The 25,502-nt window shown below is 40.7% G+C and carries 20 protein-coding genes; 2 read left to right on the top strand and 18 right to left on the bottom strand.

What is annotated here, in order from left to right; translation table 11 throughout:
- Positions 1-71: 71 nt before the first annotated feature.
- The 10 genes from QZ407_RS14400 to QZ407_RS14355 form a co-directional block, all read right to left on the bottom strand.
- Positions 72-1,151 (bottom strand): porin, encoded by a 1,080-nt coding sequence (locus tag QZ407_RS14400; RefSeq protein WP_295772287.1) that lies wholly within the window; start codon positions 1,149-1,151, stop codon positions 72-74.
- 80 nt (positions 1,152-1,231) lie between these two features.
- Positions 1,232-1,789 carry a potassium-transporting ATPase subunit KdpC gene (gene kdpC, locus QZ407_RS14395; protein ID WP_295772286.1) on the bottom strand — a complete coding sequence of 186 codons (558 nt, stop codon included), beginning with the start codon at positions 1,787-1,789 and terminating at the stop codon, positions 1,232-1,234.
- Positions 1,790-1,800: 11 nt separating this feature from the next.
- Entirely contained in the window at positions 1,801-3,828 is a 2,028-nt protein-coding gene (kdpB, locus tag QZ407_RS14390) for a potassium-transporting ATPase subunit KdpB (RefSeq protein ID WP_295772285.1), read from the bottom strand.
- Between the two features lie 111 nt (positions 3,829-3,939).
- Positions 3,940-5,655 (bottom strand): potassium-transporting ATPase subunit KdpA, encoded by a 1,716-nt coding sequence (gene kdpA, locus QZ407_RS14385; RefSeq protein ID WP_295772284.1) that lies wholly within the window; start codon positions 5,653-5,655, stop codon positions 3,940-3,942.
- A gap of 375 nt (positions 5,656-6,030) precedes the next feature.
- Positions 6,031-6,426, bottom strand: a complete 396-nt coding sequence (locus QZ407_RS14380) for a DUF202 domain-containing protein (protein ID WP_295772283.1) — start codon at positions 6,424-6,426, stop codon at positions 6,031-6,033.
- 79 nt (positions 6,427-6,505) lie between these two features.
- Positions 6,506-7,585, bottom strand: coding sequence for an efflux RND transporter periplasmic adaptor subunit (locus QZ407_RS14375; RefSeq protein ID WP_295772282.1), 1,080 nt, complete (start codon positions 7,583-7,585; stop codon positions 6,506-6,508).
- A gap of 4 nt (positions 7,586-7,589) precedes the next feature.
- Positions 7,590-10,844: an efflux RND transporter permease subunit gene (locus QZ407_RS14370; protein WP_295772281.1), complete on the bottom strand. Its 3,255-nt coding sequence runs from the start codon at positions 10,842-10,844 to the stop codon at positions 7,590-7,592.
- Positions 10,845-10,852: 8 nt separating this feature from the next.
- Entirely contained in the window at positions 10,853-12,241 is a 1,389-nt protein-coding gene (locus tag QZ407_RS14365; protein WP_295772280.1) for a TolC family protein, read from the bottom strand.
- Between the two features lie 115 nt (positions 12,242-12,356).
- A complete protein-coding gene (locus tag QZ407_RS14360; RefSeq protein WP_295772279.1) occupies positions 12,357-12,728 on the bottom strand; it encodes a hypothetical protein in 372 nt (123 codons plus the stop codon).
- Positions 12,729-12,890: 162 nt separating this feature from the next.
- On the bottom strand, positions 12,891-14,165 hold the full coding sequence (locus QZ407_RS14355; RefSeq protein WP_295772278.1) for a hypothetical protein: 1,275 nt from the start codon (positions 14,163-14,165) through the stop codon (positions 12,891-12,893).
- Positions 14,166-14,563: 398 nt separating this feature from the next.
- On the opposite strand from QZ407_RS14355, the gene QZ407_RS14350 reads away from it, so the two are divergent.
- Positions 14,564-14,857: a hypothetical protein gene (locus QZ407_RS14350; RefSeq protein WP_295772277.1), complete on the top strand. Its 294-nt coding sequence runs from the start codon at positions 14,564-14,566 to the stop codon at positions 14,855-14,857.
- 291 nt (positions 14,858-15,148) lie between these two features.
- Entirely contained in the window at positions 15,149-17,170 is a 2,022-nt protein-coding gene (locus QZ407_RS14345; protein WP_295772276.1) for a right-handed parallel beta-helix repeat-containing protein, read from the top strand.
- Here the strand turns inward: QZ407_RS14345 and QZ407_RS14340 are convergent.
- The 8 genes from QZ407_RS14340 to QZ407_RS14305 form a co-directional block, all read right to left on the bottom strand.
- The gene (locus QZ407_RS14340) at positions 17,154-17,918 is read right to left on the bottom strand and encodes a WecB/TagA/CpsF family glycosyltransferase (protein WP_295772275.1); all 765 of its coding nucleotides are present in this window, start codon (positions 17,916-17,918) and stop codon (positions 17,154-17,156) included. The two genes, QZ407_RS14345 and QZ407_RS14340, sit on opposite strands and share 17 nt — an antisense overlap.
- Before the next feature lie 388 nt (positions 17,919-18,306).
- Positions 18,307-18,858: a DapH/DapD/GlmU-related protein gene (locus tag QZ407_RS14335; RefSeq protein ID WP_295772274.1), complete on the bottom strand. Its 552-nt coding sequence runs from the start codon at positions 18,856-18,858 to the stop codon at positions 18,307-18,309.
- Positions 18,858-19,964 carry a glycosyltransferase family 4 protein gene (locus QZ407_RS14330; protein ID WP_295772273.1) on the bottom strand — a complete coding sequence of 369 codons (1,107 nt, stop codon included), beginning with the start codon at positions 19,962-19,964 and terminating at the stop codon, positions 18,858-18,860. The genes QZ407_RS14335 and QZ407_RS14330 overlap by 1 nt, the downstream gene beginning before the upstream one ends.
- A complete protein-coding gene (locus tag QZ407_RS14325) occupies positions 19,939-20,511 on the bottom strand; it encodes a serine acetyltransferase (RefSeq protein WP_295772272.1) in 573 nt (190 codons plus the stop codon). The genes QZ407_RS14330 and QZ407_RS14325 overlap by 26 nt, the downstream gene beginning before the upstream one ends.
- On the bottom strand, positions 20,489-21,547 hold the full coding sequence (locus QZ407_RS14320) for an acyltransferase family protein (RefSeq protein ID WP_295772271.1): 1,059 nt from the start codon (positions 21,545-21,547) through the stop codon (positions 20,489-20,491). Before QZ407_RS14320 ends, QZ407_RS14325 begins: the two co-directional genes overlap by 23 nt.
- On the bottom strand, positions 21,540-22,709 hold the full coding sequence (locus QZ407_RS14315; protein ID WP_295772270.1) for a glycosyltransferase family 4 protein: 1,170 nt from the start codon (positions 22,707-22,709) through the stop codon (positions 21,540-21,542). Before QZ407_RS14315 ends, QZ407_RS14320 begins: the two co-directional genes overlap by 8 nt.
- Positions 22,706-24,172 (bottom strand): oligosaccharide flippase family protein, encoded by a 1,467-nt coding sequence (locus tag QZ407_RS14310; RefSeq protein WP_295772269.1) that lies wholly within the window; start codon positions 24,170-24,172, stop codon positions 22,706-22,708. Before QZ407_RS14310 ends, QZ407_RS14315 begins: the two co-directional genes overlap by 4 nt.
- Positions 24,132-25,463, bottom strand: a complete 1,332-nt coding sequence (locus QZ407_RS14305; RefSeq protein ID WP_295772268.1) for an O-antigen ligase family protein — start codon at positions 25,461-25,463, stop codon at positions 24,132-24,134. The genes QZ407_RS14310 and QZ407_RS14305 overlap by 41 nt, the downstream gene beginning before the upstream one ends.
- Positions 25,464-25,502: the final 39 nt, after the last annotated feature.

The raw sequence follows: 25,502 nt of genomic DNA, 5'->3' as shown, positions 1-25,502 counted from the left end.
TGGTTTTAGCTAAAGCCTTGTAAACTGAAAAAACGGGCAGCATTACTGCCCGTTTACAAAAACTAACTAATTTAAAAAGATATGGCAAAACTTGTGGTAACAAGCGGACTATGGTTGGTTAAGGTATTATGCCTGGCAAATATGTCGTCCTTGCTGTCGTAAACTTTACCTTCCAAACGTATTAATGCATTACTGAATGGCGCATAATCTACATTTAACGAGTACCCCTTTGTTTGAAAACCGTTTGTTGTCCCGGTGGCTATAATGGCTCCGTTTTTATCTTTATAGTACTCAAACCTTCCGGCTACCGCCCACTTATCAGCTAACTGGTAACGTGCAATAACAACCGGCGATAATATATGGCTGTGCTCATTGCTGTCTTTAGCTTTTTGTTGGGTACCGTAATCAAAGCCGGCTGTAAGCCCAAGCTTTTGCGTAAGCTGAAAAATTCCGTAAAAGTTATGGTATAAACGGCGCACACGTACCGAGTCGGCCCCCTCGGTGCCAAGGTAGTTACTGTAATTTAGCGTAATTTTATCCGTTGGTTTATAATAAACTTGCAAACCACCTGCCGGCTTGCTGTTTCCATCAACCCGGTTAATGCGCTGCCACCCGTTTAAATACAGGCCAGTAAGGGTAAGCTTTCCGTTATTTGTTGTGTAAGTAAGCTTTGCACCGGTTTCATAATAAGGCGTGTTATCTGATGATATATTACGCGTAAGTACCCAGCATTCTTTTGATATGGCGCTTTCAAAACCTATGTGCGACGCAAACACACCAGCATCAAGCCAAAGGTTTGCCGTTTTTGATAGCTTTAAACCTGCGTTAGCTTCAAAAACGTTTTTTAATACGCCTTGTTCGGCAGCCAGGTTGGCATTGGCATAGGTACCTGCCATTAATGCCAAATTAGCCCTTATGTTACCGTTATCATAATTAGCTTTTATGAAGCCTAGGTTGAGGTTCACTTCATTATGCCGATTGTGTGAGTACACAAATCCAGGCCGCGTATTATTTACAGGCCTGTTAAAGTCAAACCCATAGTAAAGTTCGGCATAACCACTAATAGTAAGATCAGATGACTTTTTTACAGAATCTTGTGCGTAAGTGGCTGTGCTGCCTAAAATGGCAGCAGCCAGTAAAAGTTTTTTCATTGAGGTGTTGAGACTATAGATATACGTGGCTTATGTTAGCCACATTATAATTGTAAAGTGATAAGGTTTGAGGTGTCTGCTTATTTCTTAAGCTCATTAAGCGCTACGTTAAGCTTAAGTACGTTTACTTTCGCAGGACCAAATACCGGTTTTTCGGTATGATCTTGCACCAGCTTAGTTACGCTGGCTACAGTTAAACCACGCACCTGAGCAACGCGTTGTATTTGAATGGCTGCTCCCTGGGCAGATATGTCCGGATCAAGACCACTGCCTGATGCTGTTACCATATCTGAAGGTATATCGGCTTTTTTTATGTAAGGATGATATTTTAACAAGGTATCAACCCGGTCTTTCACTTGCTTCAAATAATCGGCGTTGGTTGCTCCTTTGTTTGAGCCTGCCGAGCCTGCCGCGTTGTAGTCAACGGCTGAAGGTCGCCCCCAAAAATATTGCGGTTTATTAAACTTTTGCCCGATTGCGGCATAGCCAACAACTTTACCGTTAACCATAATGGGTTGCCCGTTACCTGCACCGTTTGAAAACCTGCCTATAAAGGCAACAATTACAGGATATAAAACGCATAGCAATGCTGTAAGTGCTACGGTTAAACGTATAGATTGTATGATGTATCTTTTCATGACTTTTGATTTTATAAAAACAGGGCTATAACAACATCAATAAGCTTAATACCTATAAAAGGTGCTATAACGCCTCCTAAACCATAAATTAGAAGGTTGCGGCGCAGCAGCGCACTGGCACCAATAGGCTTGTACTCAACACCCTTTAAGGCTAAGGGAATAAGCACCGGAATAATGATGGCATTGAAAATAACGGCCGACAAAATTGCGCTCTCTGGACTGTGCAGACCCATAATGTTTAGGCTTTGCAAGGCAGGTATTGAGGCAATAAATAAAGCCGGGACTATGGCAAAGTATTTGGCTACGTCATTTGCAATGGAGAAGGTGGTGAGCGTTCCCCTTGTAATTAACAGCTGCTTGCCAATTTCAACAATCTCAATAAGCTTGGTAGGGTCGTTATCAAGGTCAACCATATTGCCAGCTTCTTTAGCAGCCTGTGTTCCGCTGTTCATGGCCACTCCAACATCCGCCTGGGCTAAGGCTGGGGCATCATTGGTACCATCGCCCATCATGGCTACCAGTTTACCGCTGGCCTGCTCATGTTTAATGTAATTCATTTTGTCTTCGGGTTTGGCCTCGGCAATAAAATCATCAACACCGGCTTTTTCGGCAATAAATTTGGCAGTTAATGGGTTGTCGCCTGTTACCATTACTGTTTTAACGCCCATTTTACGCAGGCGCTCAAAACGCTCGGCAATGCCCGGTTTAATAATATCCTGTAGCTCAATTACGCCCATTATCTCTTCATTTTGAGTTACAACCAATGGCGTACCCCCATTTGATGATATAGCTTCAACGCGCTCTTTAACTGCATTTTGCATAATGTGGCCTGCGTTAAGGGCCAACTTACGCATAGCATCATAAGCACCTTTGCGTATGCGCAAACCATCGGGCGTATCAATACCGCTTGAGCGGGTTTCGGCAGTAAACTTGATGAATGCTGAGCCTTCGGGTACTGCCGGAAGTTTAATATGTGTTGCAGCCAGTTCGACAATAGATTTTCCTTCGGGGGTTTCATCGGCCAATGATGATAAAACGGCTGTTTTAACCAAATCATCAGGACTTACGCCCGGTGCCGGCCAAAACTGCGTGGCTTTACGGTTACCGATTGTGATGGTTCCGGTTTTGTCAAGCAGCAGTGTATCAATATCACCAGCGGTTTCAACGGCCTTACCCGATTTGGTAATTACGTTTGCACGTAAGGCCCTATCCATACCTGCTATACCAATGGCCGATAGTAAACCGCCAATAGTGGTTGGTATTAAACATACAAACAGCGATATAAGGGCGGCAATAGTTATGGGCGTGTTGGCGTAACCGGCAAAGGGTTTTAACGTAACACATACAATTATAAAGATGAGCGTAAAGCTTGCCAGCAAAATGGTGAGGGCAATTTCATTAGGCGTTTTCTGCCGTGATGCTCCCTCAACCAAGGCAATCATTTTGTCTAAAAAACTCTCGCCGGGCTGCGTGGTAACCACTACTTTAATACGGTCTGACAAAACTTTGGTACCACCGGTTACTGATGACTTATCACCGCCGGCTTCGCGTATAACCGGAGCAGATTCACCCGTAATGGCCGATTCATCAATAGTTGCCAAACCTTCGGTAATTTCTCCGTCAGTGGGTATGGTATCGCCAGGTTCACATACAAACACATCACCCTTTTTTAACTCATTGGATGACTTTGTTACCACTGTTCCGTTATCAAGTACAACCTTTGCCGGAGTTTCTTCGCGGGTTTTACGCAAACTATCGGCTTGGGCTTTCCCTCTTGCCTCGGCAATGGCTTCGGCAAAGTTTGCAAACAGCACGGTAAGCAGCAGTATAAGAAAAATGATGAAGTTATAACCCCAATTGCCTTGCCCGCTATACATAAAGCCGTAAATGGTTACGTATAGCATTATGGCGGTGCCAACCTCAACGGTAAACATTACCGGGTTACGCAACATAATGCGGGGGTTTAGCTTTATAAATGACTCGCGCAGCGCAGTTTTTACTAAAGCTGGTTCAAATAATTTATTCGATTGATTTTTCATGATCTGAGAGCTTCTTTTCATTCATTACCTGTAGGTAAGCATGTTTATGAAGCGTATTATTTATTTAATAATTACCCTAAAGTTTTCAGTATAGCTGAGGTAAAGGTGCGCTTAGCGCATGCTGAAATATTCGGCCAGCGGACCAAGAGCCAATGCCGGGAAATAAGAAAGGGCATTGAGTACCAGTATAACCGCTAAAGTCATCATACCAAAGGTTACGGTATCAGTACGTAACGTACCTGCCGACTCGGGTATGTATTTCTTTTTAGCAAGCATACCCGCAATGGCAACCGGACCAATAATTGGCAGGAAGCGGCCGAGTATGAGCACGAAGCCGGTGCTAACATTCCAGAATACGTTGTTATCGCCCAGCCCTTCAAAGCCCGAACCGTTATTTGCGTTGGCAGATGTAAACTCATAAAGCATCTCCGAAAAACCGTGGAAACCAGGATTGTTTAACCAATTTGATGGTTTAACAGCCCAATCGGCATTGCCATAAGTGCTGAATACAAATGCGGCAATTGCTGTACCTGCCATTATCAGCAACGGACTTATAAGTGTTACCAATGCGGCTATTTTAACCTCACGGGCTTCAACTTTGTGCCCCAAAAACTCCGGTGTGCGGCCAACCATTAAGCCAGATATAAATACGGCTATAATCAAGTAAATGAAGTAGTTAAGTATACCAACACCACACCCACCAAAAAAGCCGTTTATCATCATACCCAGCAATTGCCATACACCGGTAAGCGGCATAGCACTGTCATGCATGCTGTTTACAGATCCGGTTGAAACTATGGTGGTTAAGGTGCTCCAGTAACCGGTGGCCATAGGACCAATGCGTACCTCTTTACCTTCCATAGCACCGGTGGCTTGAGTAACCCCCATTTTGGCAATGTTAGGGTTACCACCCAACTCACTGCTTATAGTTGGAATCATAAGCATAAACATGCCTATAGTCATTACGCCAAAAATTACCCAGCCAAGTTTTCTACGGCGAATGAAGTAACCAAAAGCTATTATCATAGCCATGGGAATGATCATTTGTGATATGATCTCGGTCATGTTGGTTACATACGTCGGGTTCTCAAGCGGGTGAGCAGAGTTGACGCCAAACCAGCCACCACCATTGGTACCCAGGTGTTTAATGGCAATCATTTCTGCTGCCGGGCCGCGCGAAACATTTACGGTGTCGCCCTGAAGCGATATGAACTGATCTTTACTGGCATAGCTTGATGGTGTGCCGTTAAAAGCGAGTATTACGGCAACTACTATAGACAGAGGCAGCAATAAACGGGTAATTGCTTTAACAAAAAACTCCCAAAAGTTACCAATGTTATCAACCGTTTTGTCGCGAAAGGCTTTGAATAAACCTACAGCCGCTGCAATACCCGTTGCCGCACTGGTAAACATTAAAAACATCATTATAATGTGCTGAGTAAGGTATGTTACGCCACTCTCGCCCGAGTAGTGCTGCAAGTCGCAGTTTACAACAAAGCTTATGATGGTGTTAAAAGCCAAATCAGGCGTCATACCCGTGTTACCATCTGGGTTTAGCGGCAGTTTATCCTGGTATATTAATACAAAAAAGCCATAAACAAGCCAAAGCAGGTTAATGGTTAGCATGGCCTTTAAAAACTGTTTCCAGTCCATAGGCTCGTTGGGGCGTATCCCCGATATTTTGAAGAGCCCGTTTTCTAAAGGCTTCATAAAATCGGTCCATACACGTTCACCGGCAAACATTTTAGCCAGGTACTTACCCAGCGGTACGGCAATGAGCAGGGTAATCAAGAAAGAGGCAACTACGCCTGATATTTCTGAGTTCATGAGGTGTTAGTTAAAATTTTTCGGGTTTTAGCAGCACGTAAATCATGTATATAAATACGGCTATGGAGATGATGAATAAGGCTATCATAATTTTAGATTTTTTCGAACCAGTCAACAGATTTAAAGAACAGCCACATGCAAAGCAGTATGGCCAGGATGAGTAGTGCAGTGATCATTTTTATTACTTTTTGAAAACCATGTAGCCAAACGCAATGCCCGCACGTACGCCAAATAATTAATTCACTCAAAAACAGCACATTAAATTATTTCCGAATTTTTGGACATAAAAAAACCCTTCCAAAATGGAAGGGTCGTTTTTCAAAACTGAAAGGTATAATGGTTTTAACGGCCTTGGTTAAGCCTTACATATGATAACTACCTGTGCGGAATAAGGTATGCAACCAGCAACACCCCAGCTATCAAAATTAATACAGTAAGTGATATGGCCAGTACATACGACGGTTTAAATGTTGCTGTTAACAATTGCTTTTCGGTTATGCGATAACGTATGTATGCGTAAATAGCCATTAAAACGCCAATTGCTACCAAAAATATCCCAATTTCTGCCGAGTACCCACGGGAGGGTGTTACTACAGCAGGGTTATTGATCACAATCGATATTTGCTTTAAAAACAAAGCAAACTTCACAACAACAAAACCAAAGCCCATTAATGCTATACTTGTTCTTATCCAGGCTAAAAATGTACGTTCGTTAGCTAAATGGTCTGCCGGGTTACTATAGCCTTTCCTCTCGTTGTTAAGTTCACTCATTACTTCAATGCCATTTAAATTAATCACAAAACAGCATGGCTAAAAGTTTCCTATAGTTTAACTTTATGATGTGGAAATACTAATCTATAGCTTGCCCCTCTTTAATTTCATCACTGGCATGAAGCAAAATTTTATCTCCCGCTTTAATGTTGCCAAATACTTCGGTATGATCGTCTCCAATTACACCCTCTTTAACGTCGGCAAATACGGCTTTACCTTCTTTAATTTTAATAACATACTCACGTTCGGTTGAACGTACTATGGCATTATTAGGTACAGTTAAGGATTTTGCACCCAGCACAAGCGGTATTTTAACTTCACCGTACATGCCTGGTTTTAAACGCTGATCGGCGTTGGGAACATCAACTTCAATTGCCTCTGAACGCTGGTTACCCAAAGCATTGGCCGAGCGGCTGATGAAGGCCTTATTGTCTTTACCGGGCAGGGCGTTAAACACAAAAGATACTTTTTGTTTAAGATCCACTTTATCTACATAGGCTTCGGGTATCATTACCTCCAACCTTAGCTTACGAGTATCCTGTAAAACCAGCATAGGCTGGTCAGTTGATTTGCCCGGCCCCACCAAAGCGCCTGACGATACGTTACGCTGTACAATCATGCCATCAAAAGGTGCACGAATATTTAAGTATGATTGTATATCACGCATGGATGCCGCATTTGACCGCTCTGACAATACCACAGCCTCATCGGCCTTCATTTTTGAAAGTGCGTTATCCAAATCTAGCGGTGATACCGCTCCTTCTTCTTTGGCTGCTTCTTTTAAACGGCGGTATTTTTCGCGGCTTGCATTGGCTGATTCCTGCGCCTGCAAAAAACGGGCATTGGCCGATTGCACCTGCGACAGCATTTCGGGGGCTTCAAGTACAGCCAGTAGTTGCCCTTTTTTCACCAAAGAGCCGCGATCGACGTTCATTTGCTTAACAAAGCTGTTTATTTTGGCAAATATATTTACCTCGTTAAACGGCTTTAATTGCCCCGGTAAGCGTACATAACTCGATAGCGCCTTTTCAGAAACTGTACCGGTTTCAAATTTATCGGTAGCGGCTTTCTTTTCCGTCATATCTACCGGTTTATCAGCGTGCGAGCAGCTGCTTAAAGCAATGGCTGAAAACAATACTGCAAATATTTTAGATCTCATTTTATTATTGATTTAATTGCAAGGTTTCGTTAGTTGGAACTAATGATTCATTATCGGGCATTAATGATGGTGACTGGTAGGTTGATTTATTTTGCACCCACGCAAAAACCAGCGGCAGTATAAACAGGGCAGCAATGGTTGATGCAAATAAACCACCAATAACCGCACGGCCAAGCGGTGCACTTTGTTCGCCGGCTTCGCCCATGCCCGATGCCATCGGTATCATACCGGCTATCATGGCCAAACTGGTCATTAAAATAGGGCGTAAACGTACTGAAGCACTGGTAACGCTGGCTTTGGTAGCGTCGCGGTAATCAAGGCGGAGCTTTTCGGCATTGGTAACAATAAGAATGGCGTTAGCCACCGAAACCCCTACCGACATAATCATACCCATATAGCTTTGCAGGTTAAGCGTTGAACCCGTAAGCAGCAATGCCGCTATAGACCCAAGCACCACTGCAGGCACGGTTGACAGTACCGTTAGCGATAATTTAACAGATTGGTAGTTGGCTGCAAGTAAAAGGAAGATAACCAAAATGGCAAACAACAAACCATTTTGCAAGCTGGAGAGTGTTTCTGTTAACAAGCCCGACATGCCCTGAACCTGGGTTACAATACCTTTAGGTGGCGTACCTAACTCATCAACTGCCTTTTGAACGGCAGTGGTAGCCGTGCCCAAATCCTTATAGTGAATGTTTGCACTTACCGTTAAATACCGTCGTGGCCCCATCCGGTCGTACTCGCCGGGTACATACACAGTCTTAAACTGAGCAACATCGCCCAATACCGGCGTGCTTTGCCCTTTTACCAGTGGTATCTCACGTATTTCGTCCATGTTATTCATTACGTATTCGGGTATCTGCACCTGCACCTGGTAAGTATTAGATGCTTTTTCATCCAACCACTGGTTTTTTTCGGAGAAACGGCTTGATGATGTACTTGCAGTAACCGAGCGTGCAATTTCGCTAACGCTTAAACCCATTTGTGCTAACTTTAGCCTGTCAAGCGTAATTTTCACTACCGGAAACTTTAGAGGCTGGGCAATCTGCACATCTCGCAGGTAATCAATTTTTTTGAGCTTGTTTACCAGCTTATTGCTGAACGCCTCAATTTGAGCCATGTCTTTACCTGCAACGGTAACCTCAATAGGAGTTGCGGCGCCCTGGCTCATAATCTTCTCGGTCATGTCAATAGGTTCAAAGGTTATCCTCAGCTCGGGCATGGCATAGGCAATGTTTTTGCGCAGCGCTTCCTTAAAATCGTCCATGTTTACTTTGTACTCCGCATCAAGGTTTACCTGCAGTATGGCTTCATGCGTACCTGTGTTAAACACGTACAAGTTACTCACGCCATAACTGCTGGGAATAAGGCCAACATAGCCTGAGCTTATAGCCACATGATGGTTTGATGTACTGTCAATAATTTGCAGCACTTGCTTAAGCTTGGCCTCTGTTCGCTCCAAACGGGTGCCATCGGGCTCTTTGATACGAATTTGGAATTGCCCGTTGTTGAGTTTAGGCATCATATCTTTACCAATAATAATAAAGCCGCCTAAAGCAAGCGCAAGCACTCCAATAAGGTAAGCAATTACAATAGGTTTTCTGGCAGGCATCCAGCGCTGTAATACATTCATGAAGCGCAGTTTTATGCGCTCAAACAAGTCATTTTGCTCAGGGTGACTTTTCTCTTCATGCAGGTGTTGCTTAACCTGCTGCCTTTCTTCATTGTCAAGCGCTTCGCCGGCATGGGCATGTACTTCTTCATGGTGATAATGCTGATATTGTTCGGCCTTAATCATCCAGTTACTTAAAATTGGCACCAGTGTTTGTGCAATAATGTACGACACAATCATGGTTAAACCTATGGATAGCGATAACGGCAGGAACATAGCACGGGGCACGCCCTGCATCATAAATGATGGTGCAAATACAGCCAGTATACAGAGCAAAATAAGCAGCAACGGAAAGGCGATTTCCTCACAGGCATCATAAATAGCACGCTTTTTTGATTTGCCCATTTCAAGGTGCTGGTGTATGTTCTCAATGGTTACCGTAGCCTGATCTACAAGAATACCAATTGCCAGCGCCAATCCGCTCAACGTCATAATGTTGATGGTTTGTCCAAAAAAACCAAGCAGCATAACGCCAATAATGATAGATACCGGAATGGTGATTACTACAATTAAACTGCTGCGCCAATCGCGCAAAAAGAGCAGTACCATTAAGCCGGTTAGTATGGCTCCCAGGCCGCCCTCGGTAAGCAAGCTCTCAACTGCGTTTATAACGAATACTGATTGGTCAAATTCATATGATACCTTAACATCATCAGGCAGCAAGCTTTGCATATCGGGTATTTTTGCTTTCAGGGCTTGCACTACAGCCCAGGTAGATGCGTCGGCCGTTTTAACAGCAGGGATATATACTGAGCGTTTTCCGTTGATTAGTGCATAACTTACCGTAACATCGGCACCATCGCTTACCCGCGCCACATCTTTGATAAACACCGGCGACCCGTTTTTGCTAATGACTGGTATGTTACCAAAATCTTCCACCTGTTTAATGAGCGAATTCATGGTAGTAACGTACATGGTATTGTTCATACGCAGGTTACCCGAAGGCGACATTACGTTGTACTTGGCCAACGAGGCAACCACTTCATCGGGTGTAAGGCTGTAGCTGCGCATTTTTGTAGGATCAACGTTGATGATAACCGAACGTGAATTTGCCCCAAACGGCGGCGGTGCCGAAAGCCCCGGAACAGACGAGAAGGTTGGCCGTACACGGGTGGTTGCTAAATCATAAATGTCTTTAAGGCTGCGTGTTTCTGAGGACATAACCAGCTGCCCCACCGGCAATGATGATGCATCAAAACGCAACACCTGTGGTGGCAATGCACCGGGCGGGAAGAATTTCATGGAGCGGTTTACCTGCAAGGCTACCTGTGCCGAGGCCTCACCCATGTCAGTGCCTTCGTAAAACATGAGTTTGAGCATGGTTAAGCCCTGTATGTTTTTTGCGGTGATGCTTTTAATACCGTTTACGTACAAAAACTGATCTTGTAAACGGGTTGAAAAAAAGCCCTCCATTTGCTGCGGCGACATTCCCCCGTATGATTCGATTACGTACATGGTAGGCATGTTTAACTGCGGAAAAATATCTATCGGTATTTTAATAGCGCTGAGTACCGAAAACAGTAAAAGGCTTATGGTTATAATTACTGTTGTAACCGGCCTTTTTAGCGCTGATGTAACCATTGACATAGCTCTTATTAATTAAGTAGATTGATAACTGTATTGACCTGGTTTTCGGTTACTGCCTTTTGAAACAGCGCCTGCACGTAACTATACCTTGCTGATATTAAATCAATTTCGGCCCGGTAAAGCAGGTTAAGTGCGGCGTTAAGCTCGATAATGTCGGTAAGTCCGTTTTTATAAAGCGAGAACTTTTGACGGTAAGCTGCATTGGCTGCCTTTAGCTGATTGGGTATTTCATTCAATCGTTCTAAAGCAGCACTCACATTAGCATCGGCCTGTACGGCGCTTGCGTTAAGCAGGGTTCGCTGTTCGTTCAGTTTGTTAAGCGCATACTGCGATGTTAGCTTTTGTGTATTCACCTTAATTTGCTTGCGCTTTATATCAAACAAATTATAAGTGATTCCCACACCAATCAAATAATTTTCGCGCTGAAAACCCCAGCCTGTATGCAATGGCTTAAAGTTCTGCTCGGCATCTAAACTTGCACCACGGCCCCAAACTGCTGCTTGTAACAATACTTTTGGGTTATAGCTTTTCTTTACCGCCTCCTCGCGCTGTAAGCTGCTGTTATATAATGACGAATAATAGCTTACGAGCGGGTGGTTAAGGGTGTCGGCGTTAAACAACTTCATTTCGGCCGATTGTCCGAACAGCTTGCTTTCGGCCGTAGTATCGGGGATAATGGTTTGATAAGGCAGCCCACTGATGGCCGAAAGTTTAAGCTGTATTTGCTTTGATTGGTTAGTAAGCTCAATATAATTCAGTCTCGATTTTGAAAGCTCGGCTTCGGCAATACTGGTATCAACACCTGCGCGTATGCCACTGCGGGCTAATGCCCTTATCGATCTGCGTATTTCTTTATTACGCTCAATGTTGCGAAGCTGTATAACCTCATACTCCTGCAGGCGTAAAAGCTGCAGGTAATTTTCAATAGTATAAGCCTCCAGGTTGTACTTTGATGTAGCAAACTGGGTTTTTTGCACTTCAATATCAGCTTCGGCTGCTTTGTTTTGCGCCCTGTATGATCCGAAATTGTACAGCTCCCAATCAAACGCAGCAATACCCAGGTTGGCTAAAACGTTAGTGGTGTTGCTTTCGTCGCGCACTCCACGGTTGTTTGATGGTACTATGCCATAACCAAAATATGGTCCGGCCACGTTATTGTTGGTACCAATATTGGCCTGGTAGTTTAGCTTTAAATTAGGAAGCCAGTTTAACCCGGTTTCGCGGGCTTGTGCCTCTTTAATTAATATAGCCGATGAATCTGTTAAAAGCGTAGGAGCCGATTGACTGACTTTTTGCAGCAGGTACTTTAAGCTCATACTCGGCTGAGCCTGTGCATGTAATAGCCGGGGTGCCAACAGCAAAAAGCCAAGGCACCAGCTAAGTTTAAAACGTAGCATTTTGAATTTTAATAATTTGAAACAATGCTGGATAACTAAACAGCGCGGTGAAATTGCGCAACAGAATTACACCACCTTTGCAAAGGCAGAGCAACTAAATAACAGCAAATGAAAATCAAATAGTAAGACTACGGTTAAGCAGATAAATTGGCGTTGCACAGGAGGCAACAACATTATGATGTAATTTTGAGAGGGCAGATAATGCCTTAAAACGTGTGGCAAAGTAACTGAACAGTGTAACCAGCAGCGTACTTAGCGTTAAATTAAATGCTTTAGCATTTTGACGCAGCAGCTGTTTTACAGTGGCCGATTTTGCAGCGGCCTCATCTAAAAATTCAGGCTTGCGCTTGGCAAATATTTTTACCAGTAGGTTTGTTTCTTCTTTATCGTGCAGGCGCTCAAATACCGTGTAGCCCATAAATGGCTTGGCAATAAATAATATTGCTGCAAGGCATAGTATGAGTTTAAAAGTATTTGTCTTATTCATTAATTAGTACTGCACTCAGTATTTAACGTATAAAGTTGGCGTTTTATAGCATCACTTAGTTATAGTAACGGAAAAGTTGCAAGACTACCGTAAACTAATCACCTATACAAAATGCAAAAAGGAGGCGTTTTAAAGCCTCCCTTTTTAATAAATTTCGTAAATTTAATTTAATGGCAACGCGCCTTTTTGATAGTATGCTTTTATGCCTTTGCGTAAAAAGCCGCCGTCATCATCAGCGGTTTCATTGGGGCCTGTAACACCGTTGTTTTTTAAATCATAAAAGCTGGTGCACTCCTCGGCACCACGGCCAAATAAAAAGGCTACCACACCGGCCCTTTGATAATCAAGCAACTTTTCAACATTGTTATCATCAATTACCGGTTTCAAAAAGTACTCAGCACGATTGTCTTTATAGTGGCCTGGCGTATTGTTACATGTGTTAGTAAGCGTGTTGCCTACCGGAATTTGCCACAATATTATTTTTTTACCTGTGTTTAAATTAAGCTTTTTTAAAAAGCGCTGAAAGCGGTCAAAATCACTTAGGTTGTTGTTTGATTTATCGCCAATGGCAGACCACATAGGATCACTTTTCTTCCTAACCAATAAGTCAAACCCGGCATCACGATCGGCAAACTCCGAAAAAATGATGTCGAAATTTGCTTGTAATGACTTGTAGTAGTCTGCCGTTTGGCTTGCTACCTCTTCGGGATTATGCTTATGTCTTATAACATCAACACCTGTAGCCCATTGTGATGCGTGCCATCCTAAAATTACATTGGGTGCATATTTGTTACGCATACTTACTATAGCCTGTGCCAGTCCCTTAGCATCGTTGCTAAATGATAATACATCAGCCTGCTTACTTAAGCCTACCTTAACAACACTTTTGACCGCATCACCTTTATACATTTGCATGTACCCGAATAAATCAGGCTCGTAGTGAATAATTACCTTTTTACCGTAGCTGTTACAAATTTGAAGTAAAAACTTCCAATCGTCAAAGTACTTATTCATTACTTCAGCATCATTAAGGTTGGTAAAGCCCGGATCCTCGAAACGATGTTTGGCTGGTACTATATTATAATAGGTAAATACGGGTGTTTTACCCATCTGGCCCATTTTATTCAAAAAGTTACGTGCAAACTGGCCGCTGGGAGCATTCCAGGTTGTCCACCCGTTTGAAAATATATCACCGGCCAGGTATTGGTATTGATAATCACATTCTGCAATAAACTGATTACTTACCGATACATCACCCTCGGTACCAAATGCCAACTTACGCGGCAAACCGGCAGGCAATTTAGCAGTATCTGTAACTGATTTATCAGCACCTGTTTCATGATAACCTGATGATCCTCCCGGAATAAGGTTCTTTTTTATACAGCCTGTAGCTGCTAACAGCAGGCATAAAAATATAAGTATCTTCGATCGCAGCATAAAACCAATTAGGGGAAAGTTTTTTCTTACGCGTTTACAAATTACTTTGTTGCAGTTAAATTTCAAAAATAAATTACATCTAATTTTTCTTTGACTTAAATTAATACACACAAAAGCAATAACCAAAAATGTTTAATTTCTGGCAGGTAAATGTTAAGCAGATATTATCATTTTTAAACCTGTATAAATACCATGCGCCTGAGCAATTTAAAGTGCGTATTAATCTTATCTGCAATTAGATAAATATGAAGATAACTTTATTAACTGCTGGTTTCATTTGCAAAAGCCTTTTCCGAATGAGGCATTTAATTTTTATAATTGTTTAAACATTGGTACCATTAAATATTAACTAATTCATTTTATTGTAACTTAAAACATTTGAGCCCGTATAAGCCAACATGAGGCTTGTTGATTTCAAGAGCAGGGTTAGAGAACAGTTACAATTATTTTATATACATACGAAGGTGAAGGCGAAGAAAATCAATGATAAGAAGATGCTTGAGTTGGCGGGACGTCTTAAAAAAGAACTGCCCGACTGTGGCTTCGCGCTACTTGCTTTTGATGTAGAAGACAACCAAACGGTATCAAACTACGTTTCCAATCTTAATGATGAGTTTATGATTAAAGCGTTGGAGATGCAGCTTAATATGCTCAAGAGCAAAGTAAGAACTCCAGTAGTTGTCACACCGTAATAAGCTCTTTATCTTATAACCACTTTTTGTTGTAATTAAAACACATTTTGTTTGACAATAGAATGTGTTTTGGCATGCCCTAATCTTTCCGAATAAGTATAGTTTTAAATACACCAGTTGTTTGATTTATGCTACACAATTGCATATTTCTTGAAACAAAAATTCCTACCTTAGCGTAAACAGCTGTAATTAAACGCATAGCACACACATTATTCTTTGTGTTAATATAAATTTAACTGTGTGCATGTGCTTCTTTTAGGACACTGATAAATAAACGCTTGGCGTATTTATATGAAAAAAGGATTTGTGCAGTTACTTATTGGTTTTAGTTTTATAGCATTTTGCAAAAACACGCATGCAACTACGTACTACTTTTCAAGTACTGCAGGCAATGATTCATATACAAGCTTAGAGGCCAGAAACCCTCAAACTCCATGGAAGTCTATTGATAAGCTAAACTCTTTCTTCAAAAATTTAAATTCGGGCGACTCTGTATTATTCAAACGCGGCGATGTATTTAATGGAAGCATCGTGGTAACCAAATCAGGTGCTGTGTTCGCTCCTATCTGCTTTGGCGCTTATGGCAATGGTGCACAGCCTCAAATAACCACACTTAAACCTGTTACCGGCTGGACAATGGTAAAGAGCGGCATTTACGAAGCTCCTTGTGCAGTTGGAAGTACAATGCTTTTAATGAATGGCAAACAACAGGCAATGGGCAGGTATCCAAACAAAGGTTATCTTACCTTTCAAAACCACGATGGTAATACGTCAATTACAGATAACCAATTACCGGCAACTTCAAACTGGAGCAGCGGTGAGGTAGTGATCAGAAAAAACCGCTGGATAATTGACCGAAACAAAATTGTTTCGCAAACCGGCTCAACCATCAACTACGAGCCAGGTAATACCACCTATGCTCCTACTAACAAATACGGTTACTTTATTCAGGATAATTTAAAAACGCTGGATGTACTGGGCGAGTGGTACTTTGACAAACAACGCAACAAAATGATGGTGTTTTTCGGCAACCGTAATCCTGATAAATTTACGGTGACTACAAACAGCGCTGATTACCTGGTTGACATACAAAAGTTTCAGTATTTAACCTTTAATGATATTGCTTTTACTGGCGCTGGAAAGAATGCTTTCAACATCATTCAAAGCAGAAGCATTGTTATTAAAAACTGCAAAATTGATTTAACAGGTGCCGATGCCGTGTTTGCTAATTATAGCCCTTTGTTAACCGTTTCAAACTGTGTTATTAACCATTCATTAAGCGGAGGCATAAACATGGATGCCGGTTGTGTAAATTCAATTGTGCGCGAAAATGAAATTTTAAATACAGGTTTGCTGCCTGGAATGGGGAAAAGTAACTCGGGCACTTATGAAGGAATTACATCCTTTGGAGATAATACTAAAATTGAGCAAAACAGGATAGACAGCGTTGGTTACAATGGTATTTATTTTGGCGGGAATGCTTCAACTGTAAAGAACAACCACATTACTTACTTTTGTCTAACTAAAGATGATGGAGCCGGTATTTATATAGGCGACTGGTCAAAAACTGTTAATAAAAAGGTAATAAGCAATATCATATTACACGGTGTAGGTAATAGTGATGGAACTCCTTACACTCAATCTTTACAAGCTGAAGGCATTTATATTGATGACAATTCTGAAAGTGTAACTATTAACAATAATACCGTATCGCAGTGCGCCAACAATGGTATTAAAGTACATAATGCAAAAAATGTAAGCATTGCTAACAATACTGTATTTGATAACGGCGTACAGCTGCGTATGGAGCAAGACCATTACATTGCCACAAGCAGCCTTATCAGAAATAATAGTGTTAAAAACAACACTTTCTTTTCTAAATCTGACATGCAGCCGGTTGCAAAATTCTCAACTCACCTTGATGACATTAAAGCTTTTGGCCAAATAGACAGCAATTTCTATAACAAAAATCATCCGAATAGCATTAAGGCGGCTACCGTAAAAAACGGAAAGCATGTTAACTCAAGCTATTCGCTGTCATCTTGGAAAGCAAGTTCAGGAAAGGATCACTCGTCTGTAGAGGCCCGTAATGGCAATATACTTTTTGAATACAATGCCAGCGGAAAGGCTAGGACAGTAATACTTAAACAGCCATACGTTGATGTGCATCAAAACGTATATGTTGACAAAGTTGTCATTGGCTCATATTCTTCGGTATTGCTGATCGCAAGCGCTGAACCTGTTGTTAAACATGGCAATGCCTACACAGCAATATCGAAGCAAAAAATTGAGTCGTTTAAATGGCGTGACTAAAGAAAATGCCAAACAAGCTTTTCTTTACACGTTCTTTAGCAATAAGCCAAACAAATACCGGCCCGTAAACTAAATATCTTTTCCACAAGCGCTTAGGTTCTTTAACCAAACGTCCCAGCCACTCTAAACCCAAATCAATCATAATGTTACTGGGACGTTTAATAGTACCTGCATAAAAATCAAATACAGCGCCTACAGTACAAATCATTTTGGCATCAATCCTGTCTTTATTAGCGTATGACCATTTCTCTTGTTTTGGAGCGGTCATACCAACAAATAATACATCAGGTTTAAACTCGTTTATTGAGTTAATTATTTCGTCGTTCTCTTCTTCAGTAAAGGTTTTTGCAAACGGCGGCGAATAAACACCAACTCTAACGTTAGGATATTCTTTGGCCATGCGGTTTTTTATCTTTTCAAGTGTTTGCTGGCTCGATCCAAGATAAAAACAGCTGCCACCTTTAGCATTTAAATCTTCAAGTAAATGGCGGTGCAAGTCTGCACCCGATATTTTTTTAATTACCTTACCTGTCATTACATATTCGGCAGCAACTACCATAATACCATCAGGCAAAAGCACATCTGACATTTGTAAAGACTCCTTGAAGCCCATATCTTCATTAGCCATACAAAATGAGTACTGATTAATTGTATTGACTAACAACGAAGATTTTAACGGAAGATCGTTAAGCGATTTGGTATACAGCGGGTAATCAAGAAATTTTTCAGCATCTTCAATTTGTTCCATTAGTTCATCTCCTTCTTTATTAATCTGCAGTTATCAATCGTTAACTTTCAACACTTTCCGGCACTATTTTAAGCAAAATAATTAACCTCCGTGTCATCCCACCATCCCACTTTTACAACCAGAGGTTTTATACCTTATCAGTTAAGCACTTAAAGTTTTTTATAGGGCCTAACTTATACTTCTTAAATTTTACTTATAATAGTGTCCGAATAATTATTAAGAAAGTATTTTAATAATGCAAATATTCATTTCCTGTTAAGTTAAACAATCCGTAAATCCAAAAGATTTAACTGATTTACTTATATTAGGCAAATTTGTTGCCACCGGCCATTTTCCAATAAATTAATTGCAGATGTTAACTTTTAAGCAATTTCACACGCATTTTTAGTTAAATATGCCCTTTTTTAGCGCTTAAACGTATATGTTCATCTAAATCAGCCTGACACTCAAAACGATTTCTGACCTTTTTTGCAGGCACTCCTGCATAAATGGAGTAAGCATCAACATCTTTTGTTACTACCGATCCGGCAGCAATTACACTTCCTGTTTTGATAGTTACGCCACTAAGTATAGTACTTCCGTAACCTACCCAAACATCATTTTCAATAATGGTTAAGCTATTAAGGCCGTGCCAATTATAATCAGCATCTCTAATTTGTGAGGCCAAACGGGTGGGGGTACCTATTTGCTGGTAATGATGATCATAGCGTCCAACAATAGCAGTACGGTTAGCCATAATCACGTTGTCACCTATGACCACATCAGTTTCAATGAATGAATCGCGACCGATGTAAAAGTTTTTACCAATCTCTATCCTTTGCTTCCCCCATATTCTTACTCTTATACCACTGTAAAAACCCGGTGCAATTTTATAATGACGATACTTTACCTTTCTTAAAAATTCGTTCCTTATTTTTTTTAAAAAGCTTACTACTCCCATTATGCTTTATAAATTGTGTTTAATATAGCAGCCAATTCGCCACATACCACAGCACGGCTAAACTCTGTACCTTTAATCACATTTTTGCTTCTCATGGCATTAGCCAGAGCAGGCTCATTCAGTAGCTTAACCATTGCAGCATTAACACTTTTTGAGTTTTTCGGCTCAACCCAAATACAGTTATCATATTCAGTAAGGTAGTCTGTTGCTGCACGGGTAGGGGTAGTAACCACGGCCATACCGGCAGCTACCGAGTTAAACAAAGCCATAGGGAAACCCTCGGGAAAATAAGTTGGAAATACCAGGATGTCGCAATTAGCGTAGTAGTTTACTACGTCCTGCTCGGGTATAAAACCTGTGAAATAAATACGGTTATCAACTTTTAAGGCCTTACTTAAATCCTTTACACTATTAAGGCATGTACCATCGCCAACTACAATTAGCGTTACATCAGTATCATGAGCTGCTATTGTTGCAAACGCTTTTATTACATCATAAATTCCTTTTTCTTCAATAACCCTTCCTACAAAAAGGAATACCGAATGATGCTCGGGAATATTGTGCTTTGACTTAAAGTCAGCCGCTTTCTTGAACTGATTGGTACGAACTATATTTTTGGTGACAAAAATATTATCAGGAGAAAGATAATTTGCCTCAATGGTCTTTTGCTTTTCTTCTGTTGATAAAAAAAGCCAGCCAGCTACGTTTCTTTTAAGATAAGGCAATATTAATTTCCCCCAAAAGCCATTTGATTGATGCAGAACGTCAATATCTGATCCGTGTGATTTAATGACAAACTTTACAGGGCTACGGTATAATGTTTTGCAAATAGCAATGGTAATAAAATCACGAAAGCCGGCTAACTTTTCAAGGCGCGAATTAAAATAAATAACGTCGGGCTTAAAACTGCGGGCCACTTTTACCAACCCTAAAGCATTTTCAATAAGCACTTTAAGTCTACCAAATTTTGAAACAACACCCTCCCTGGCGGCATAATCAAAACTTGCGCAGGCAAAACCAAGCTCCTGCAAACCCTCCAACTCGTCTAACGCAATTTCAACATGATGCCGTGTTGGCACACTAAATAATACTCTTGGTTTGCTCATTTATTAAACTTATATCCTGCCAATCTTTTCTCTTACGCATAACGCCGGGGTTACCCGTTACCACGCAGTAAGGTTCAACATCTTTAACAACCACTGCACCGCAACCAATATTAACATAATCGGATATGGTTATCGGCCCAATTATACATACGTTGGCGCCCACATCAACATGATTGCCAATTACAGGAGAGGTACTAAAACCCGTAGCGGTTTGCTTATTACCAATGGTGGTACTTTGCCTTATGGTGCAGTTGTGGCCAATTACAACCTGGTTTGTCATTACCAAAGCCTGCCCGTGATAAAGCCGGAGATTTCTGCCAATTTTTGTATTCCAGGGAATTTCGGTACTAAAAAACCATTCAACCAAAATGCGGTAAAACAACAGGTATAAAAACCCAAGGTAATAATATATCCTTCTGCGCGCGCAAAAATTGGCAATCCTGAATAAAACCAGAATTAAACGCCCTTTAATATTGCCTTTATTTGCCCTCCAATCCTGAAAAACAAATTCAAAAAAATTCATTTTATCCTGCGAAATATTTTCCATAGGGGAGCTTGTGAATTATGTAAACTAAACCTGAGCTTATGCCCATACATATAACTGCAGATAACGGTATGCCTAAAACCGGTGTAACAAGTTTATAATCAATATTTAAATGTGATAAAATGCTGATTATTAACAAATGAGCAAGATAGATTCCGTAACCGTAACGTGCCACAAACTTGCTTAGCAAATTTGGAGTGCTTTCAGTTTCAGAGGCTGTAAAACTTTTAAATAACATAAAAATACCCACAGCAGCACATAATACATTCATAGTCAAATATTCGTAGTAAACATGTGAAAACGCACCAGCTTGTTGTGTAGATTTATAGGTGCCAAATACAGTACTTACAACGCCCGCAATAAACAAAAACACGGCAACTAATTTCAAATTAACAGTTACAGAAAGCCGGTGTGCTATAAAATAGCCTGATATTACATAGCCTATGTAGCCGCTAAAATAACGCAAATCAAGCGGTGAGTTTGCCGGCACTAAACCAAACTGCCCCACTAAAATTGTTAATAACCATATACTCAAAAACAACAAGATGCCTTTGTTGCTTGCTTCAACAACCCACCGCTGAATAACCGGAATAAAAAGATAAATGCCAATAAGCATATAAATATACCACAAATGAGGTGCTGGCCCTAGTGTGAATTGGGCATATAACCATACCGGTAAATTACTTAATGCCGCACCGGTGCCTACATCTCTAACTTTTAAAGCCAGGTTAAATGCTATATAAACAAAGCACCAAAATATAAATGGTAATAGTACACGCTTAAAACGCTTATTTAAAAACGTACTTAAATTTTGTTGTTGAGGCAAAAGTAAAGCGCCGGTTAGCATCAAAAATACAGGTACACAAAAACGACAAATTGAGGCATAAATATTTCCAATCCACCAGTGATTGTTGTTTACGTTGAATTGTGTAAACACAGCAGGGGTAGCCACATGTATAATGATTACGGCAATGGTTGCAACTACACGTAAGTTGTCCATCCAAACGGTCCTGGTTTTGCCAATGGCAAACTTACTCATTGTGCTTTAAATGATTGTTTATCAGGTTAGCGAAACTGTTTTGCCATGAGGTTTGGTTATTCTGATGAAGAAGATTCGCTTGAAGAATTTTATAATAATCATCTTTCAGTGCCCGCTTTATGGCAGTAGCAAGCAATGCAGGGTTTGAAGGCGGCACCAGCAGGCCGTTATAATTATCAGTTATAAATTCAGGAAAAGAGCCAACATCAGACGCAATGACAGTTTTATTAAGCGCAAAAGCTGTCATTAAAACACCGCTTTGCGTGGCATCTAAATATGGGCAAACAATGAATTTTGCCCGGCTTATCAAATCTACCAATTCATCATTATCAATGTAACGGTTAATTATTTCAACGTTACTATTAGTGCCAATGTGCTTATCATCTATTACAAATCCGTTGGCACTTTTGCCTGCAATAATCAGCTTTTCATTTTTGTATTCCTCAAAAACCTGCTGCATGGCCTGAAGCAATACATCTACACCTTTGTAAGCAGATATCCGCCCGAAAAATAATATATACTCCGTATTAACCTCTGTTGCTGAAGGTAATTTGAAATAACTGTAAGGCTTCATGGCAATCAGCAACTTTTCACCTGTTACACCTGCATAGTTTTTTACAAATAATTGCCTGGCAAACTCAGAATAGAATACAAAGAATCGTTTAAGCGGAAGCTTGAAGAACATGTAATTAGGAACACTTATTTTCCAGCTTCCCTCGCCAGTATGGGGTATGGGATCATGTATGGTCAAAAATACTTTTTTGATGCCAAGAAGGTATGGGAGCAAGCCAACAGTTCGTAACGTATATCCTTCAAAATAAAAAGCCGAAGGCTTAAAGGGCTTTATAAAATTATAAACTGCACGCGAGGCCTTAATGGTTGACCATGAAAAACCGCTTGGGTGGCTATGAATAACAAACTGCGTGCTGGCCGTTCCTTCAAAATAAGGCGCCAGCTTTTGAAGCGCATCTATACTTAAAACCTCGTTTGGTTTAGCCAGCAGCTTATTTGCCGGCAACTCGTTGATATTGGCAACCGTAGCATTTTTTGAGGCGGTCGTAACCTCAATAAACACATGCAGGTTAACATGCTGCTTAAGTACATTAATTACATCAAGCGATAAATCTAAAAAAAACGTAGAGGTATAGTAGGCTACCGTCATGCCTTACCTCCGCTTAACGTATCAACACTTTTGTTAGCAAAAAAAGCAAAGGCTGCCATGCCGGCTATCACTAAAAAGCCCATAAAAAATGCATATGGGTTTATTAACGGTGCCAATTTTATACATCCTAATATGGTAATGCTGATGGCTGTATAAAATATGATGCAGTGTTTCAGGGTCATGAACTGCTTTTTTATCAAAGAGAAATCCTGCAACAAGTGGAATATTAAAAACGATGCAAATACAGAGTAATTGACCGCTGCCAGGCTCTTGAAAAAATACAGGCCTGCCAGGCAGCCAACAATATTAATTAATAAACTCACAACGTTAAACCACATATCCAGCTTTTCGAGACCTATGGCAACCAACAAATTAGCCTGCAAAAGTACCGTTGGCAATATTAAAAATGTAAGAAACATTTGTTGTAAACACTCAATCGCACCAGGGTAACCGCTGCCAAAAGCAGTAGGTATAATAAAGTCGGAAAACAGATAAATAAAAGTATAAGATGCAAGAGCAAATATGGTATATCCCACAAATACATTTTTGTACAACTTGTTCAGTTTTGTTAGGTTACCCTCGTTGTAAAACTTAATAAATTGAGGATATATGGTAGTTGAGGCAATAACCGGCATTATTTGCAGCACTGAAAATATACGGAAGGCAACTTCATAATTAGCCACACTTTGCAGCGTAAGTATCTTAGAAATTAATATGTTACCAATTTTCCAGTAAATAATTGATATACTGCCAATAACAATAAACTGCCAGTTTTTAACAATAAGTCCCTTTAAATCGGCGTAATTAATTTTAGCAAGCCCAATAGCCCGCAAGGTTATCGTATCTGATGATCCTACCTTGATGAACAAACCCAAAGTAAGCAACCTTACTACTATTACAGCAACGGCAAGTTGGGTTATGGGCACTACATAAATAAACAGCGCAACACCAATCAACAACCTTAAAAAACCATCTATTACTAATATAGATGCAGTTTTGCGTTGCTCATTTTGCACCACATTAAGGCTTTTAATAGCGTTAATAAAGTTGTCAAAAATGATGTTGGTACCCAGTATTAAACAAAGGTTTCTGATTTGATCATCATCGTAGAGCATGTACGCTACAACAATGTTTACCAGGTAAAAAGCAATACCCAAACCTAACTGCGTTTTCAAAAACTTGGCGGTAAAACCGGGCTGGTCATCTTCGGTTACATATTGGCGTATAAACCATTGCCCCAAACCCATTGATGAGAATGCAGCAATAAGCTGGTATACCGTTGTTGATATTAAGAACTGGGCAAAAACAGGGGCGGAGTACCGGCGTGCCAGTATAGAAAAAAACAGGAATACGAATAATATTTGCAGCCCGTTAGCAAGTATACCCCAAATACTATTTTTTACCAGAGTCGATTGCCGGTAATCAAATTTCTTTATTCGGGATAAGTTCAGCTTCATCATCATAAACAGGGTAGGACACAATCAGTACAATCATGCTCACTACCATTATTAGTATACGGTAATCGTAAATTGAGTATACGGTATTGAAGGCTATTGCCCAACTGATAAGTCCGGCCATAAAAAAGGCAACGTTGTTATTATAAATGCCCTTTATGTAATAAATAAATCCCTTCAAAAATGGTATTATTAAAAACAACACAAAAATGCCAAAGCCTATAAAGCCTAATTCTGACATGATTTTTAAGTAGCCGTTTTCGGGCTGATCAAAATAAACCAGCTGTCCGTTTTCAACTTCAAGGTACTGCCCTTGTGCATGCCGTATTACATAATTTTGATAATTACCTGAGCCTATACCCAGCAGCGGATGCTTTTTAGATATCTCAAACGCCTCTTTCCATATACTCTGACGGAACAAGAAATCTTCTGATAAGTTTTTGGTACGGTCAAATACACCGGTTTGAAGCGATACGAACGAAAATATAAGATAGCCAACCACTACAGCAACTAAACCGTAAACGCGGTATTGCCGCGCAGCCATAAAAAACACCATAATTAACCCTAGTGCAAAACCGCCAAACGCAGCCCGGCTACCGGCTAAACTTATGCCCGCAATGGCCAATACAAATACAAGGTAGTTAAGCAAATGCACTTTGCGCGATGCTGCTTTATCAACATACAAAAATAAAAAGCTTCCTAATGCCAAATACTGCCCGCTGGCTTGCGAGTCATAAAACACACCCGGGTACCTGATGATTTTAAAAATAGGGTCAATGGTATTGGGGCTAAGCTGCGGGTAAAAAGTAAATCTTAAACCCACTACCGATTGTATAAGCAGGAATGACAATGCACCAACGTAAGCTATTTTTAACCCATTTACAGCCTTTTTATGAAATGTTGGATCCTTGTAGCACTCCGTTAAAAAGAAACGCGCAAAAACAAAAATGGGCAACACCTTAAAAAAGTTTAAGTATGCCCTTGACGGAAATTCGGAAGCCAGGCCACCAAGCAGTACGATGGCAGCAAACAGTACAAAAAGGAAAAAGTAAAAGCCGTTTGGATTGTAATGGTTAATTACAGTAAATTCTTTGAGTAGAAATACTAGGCTATACAGGCATATTACATCAAATACCTTAAAACCGCCCCATGCCTCGTTGGTAACCTTTAAATCCATTAATGGTAAAAGGGTAAGCACAAAAAGCAGGTACGACTGTACATTATTGCCCTTGTAAAAAATGTTTACAGCAAACAATAACAGTACTATACCCGGTAAAATATAGATCAGCTTATCCAGCATTAACTAAAAATGGAAGTGAATGGAAAAAAAGAATGTTAA

Origin of the sequence: uncultured Mucilaginibacter sp. (assembly GCF_913773635.1) — a bacterium.
Classification (GTDB): Bacteria; Bacteroidota; Bacteroidia; order Sphingobacteriales; family Sphingobacteriaceae; genus Mucilaginibacter.
This window is presented reverse-complemented; position numbering and strand designations above follow the sequence as displayed.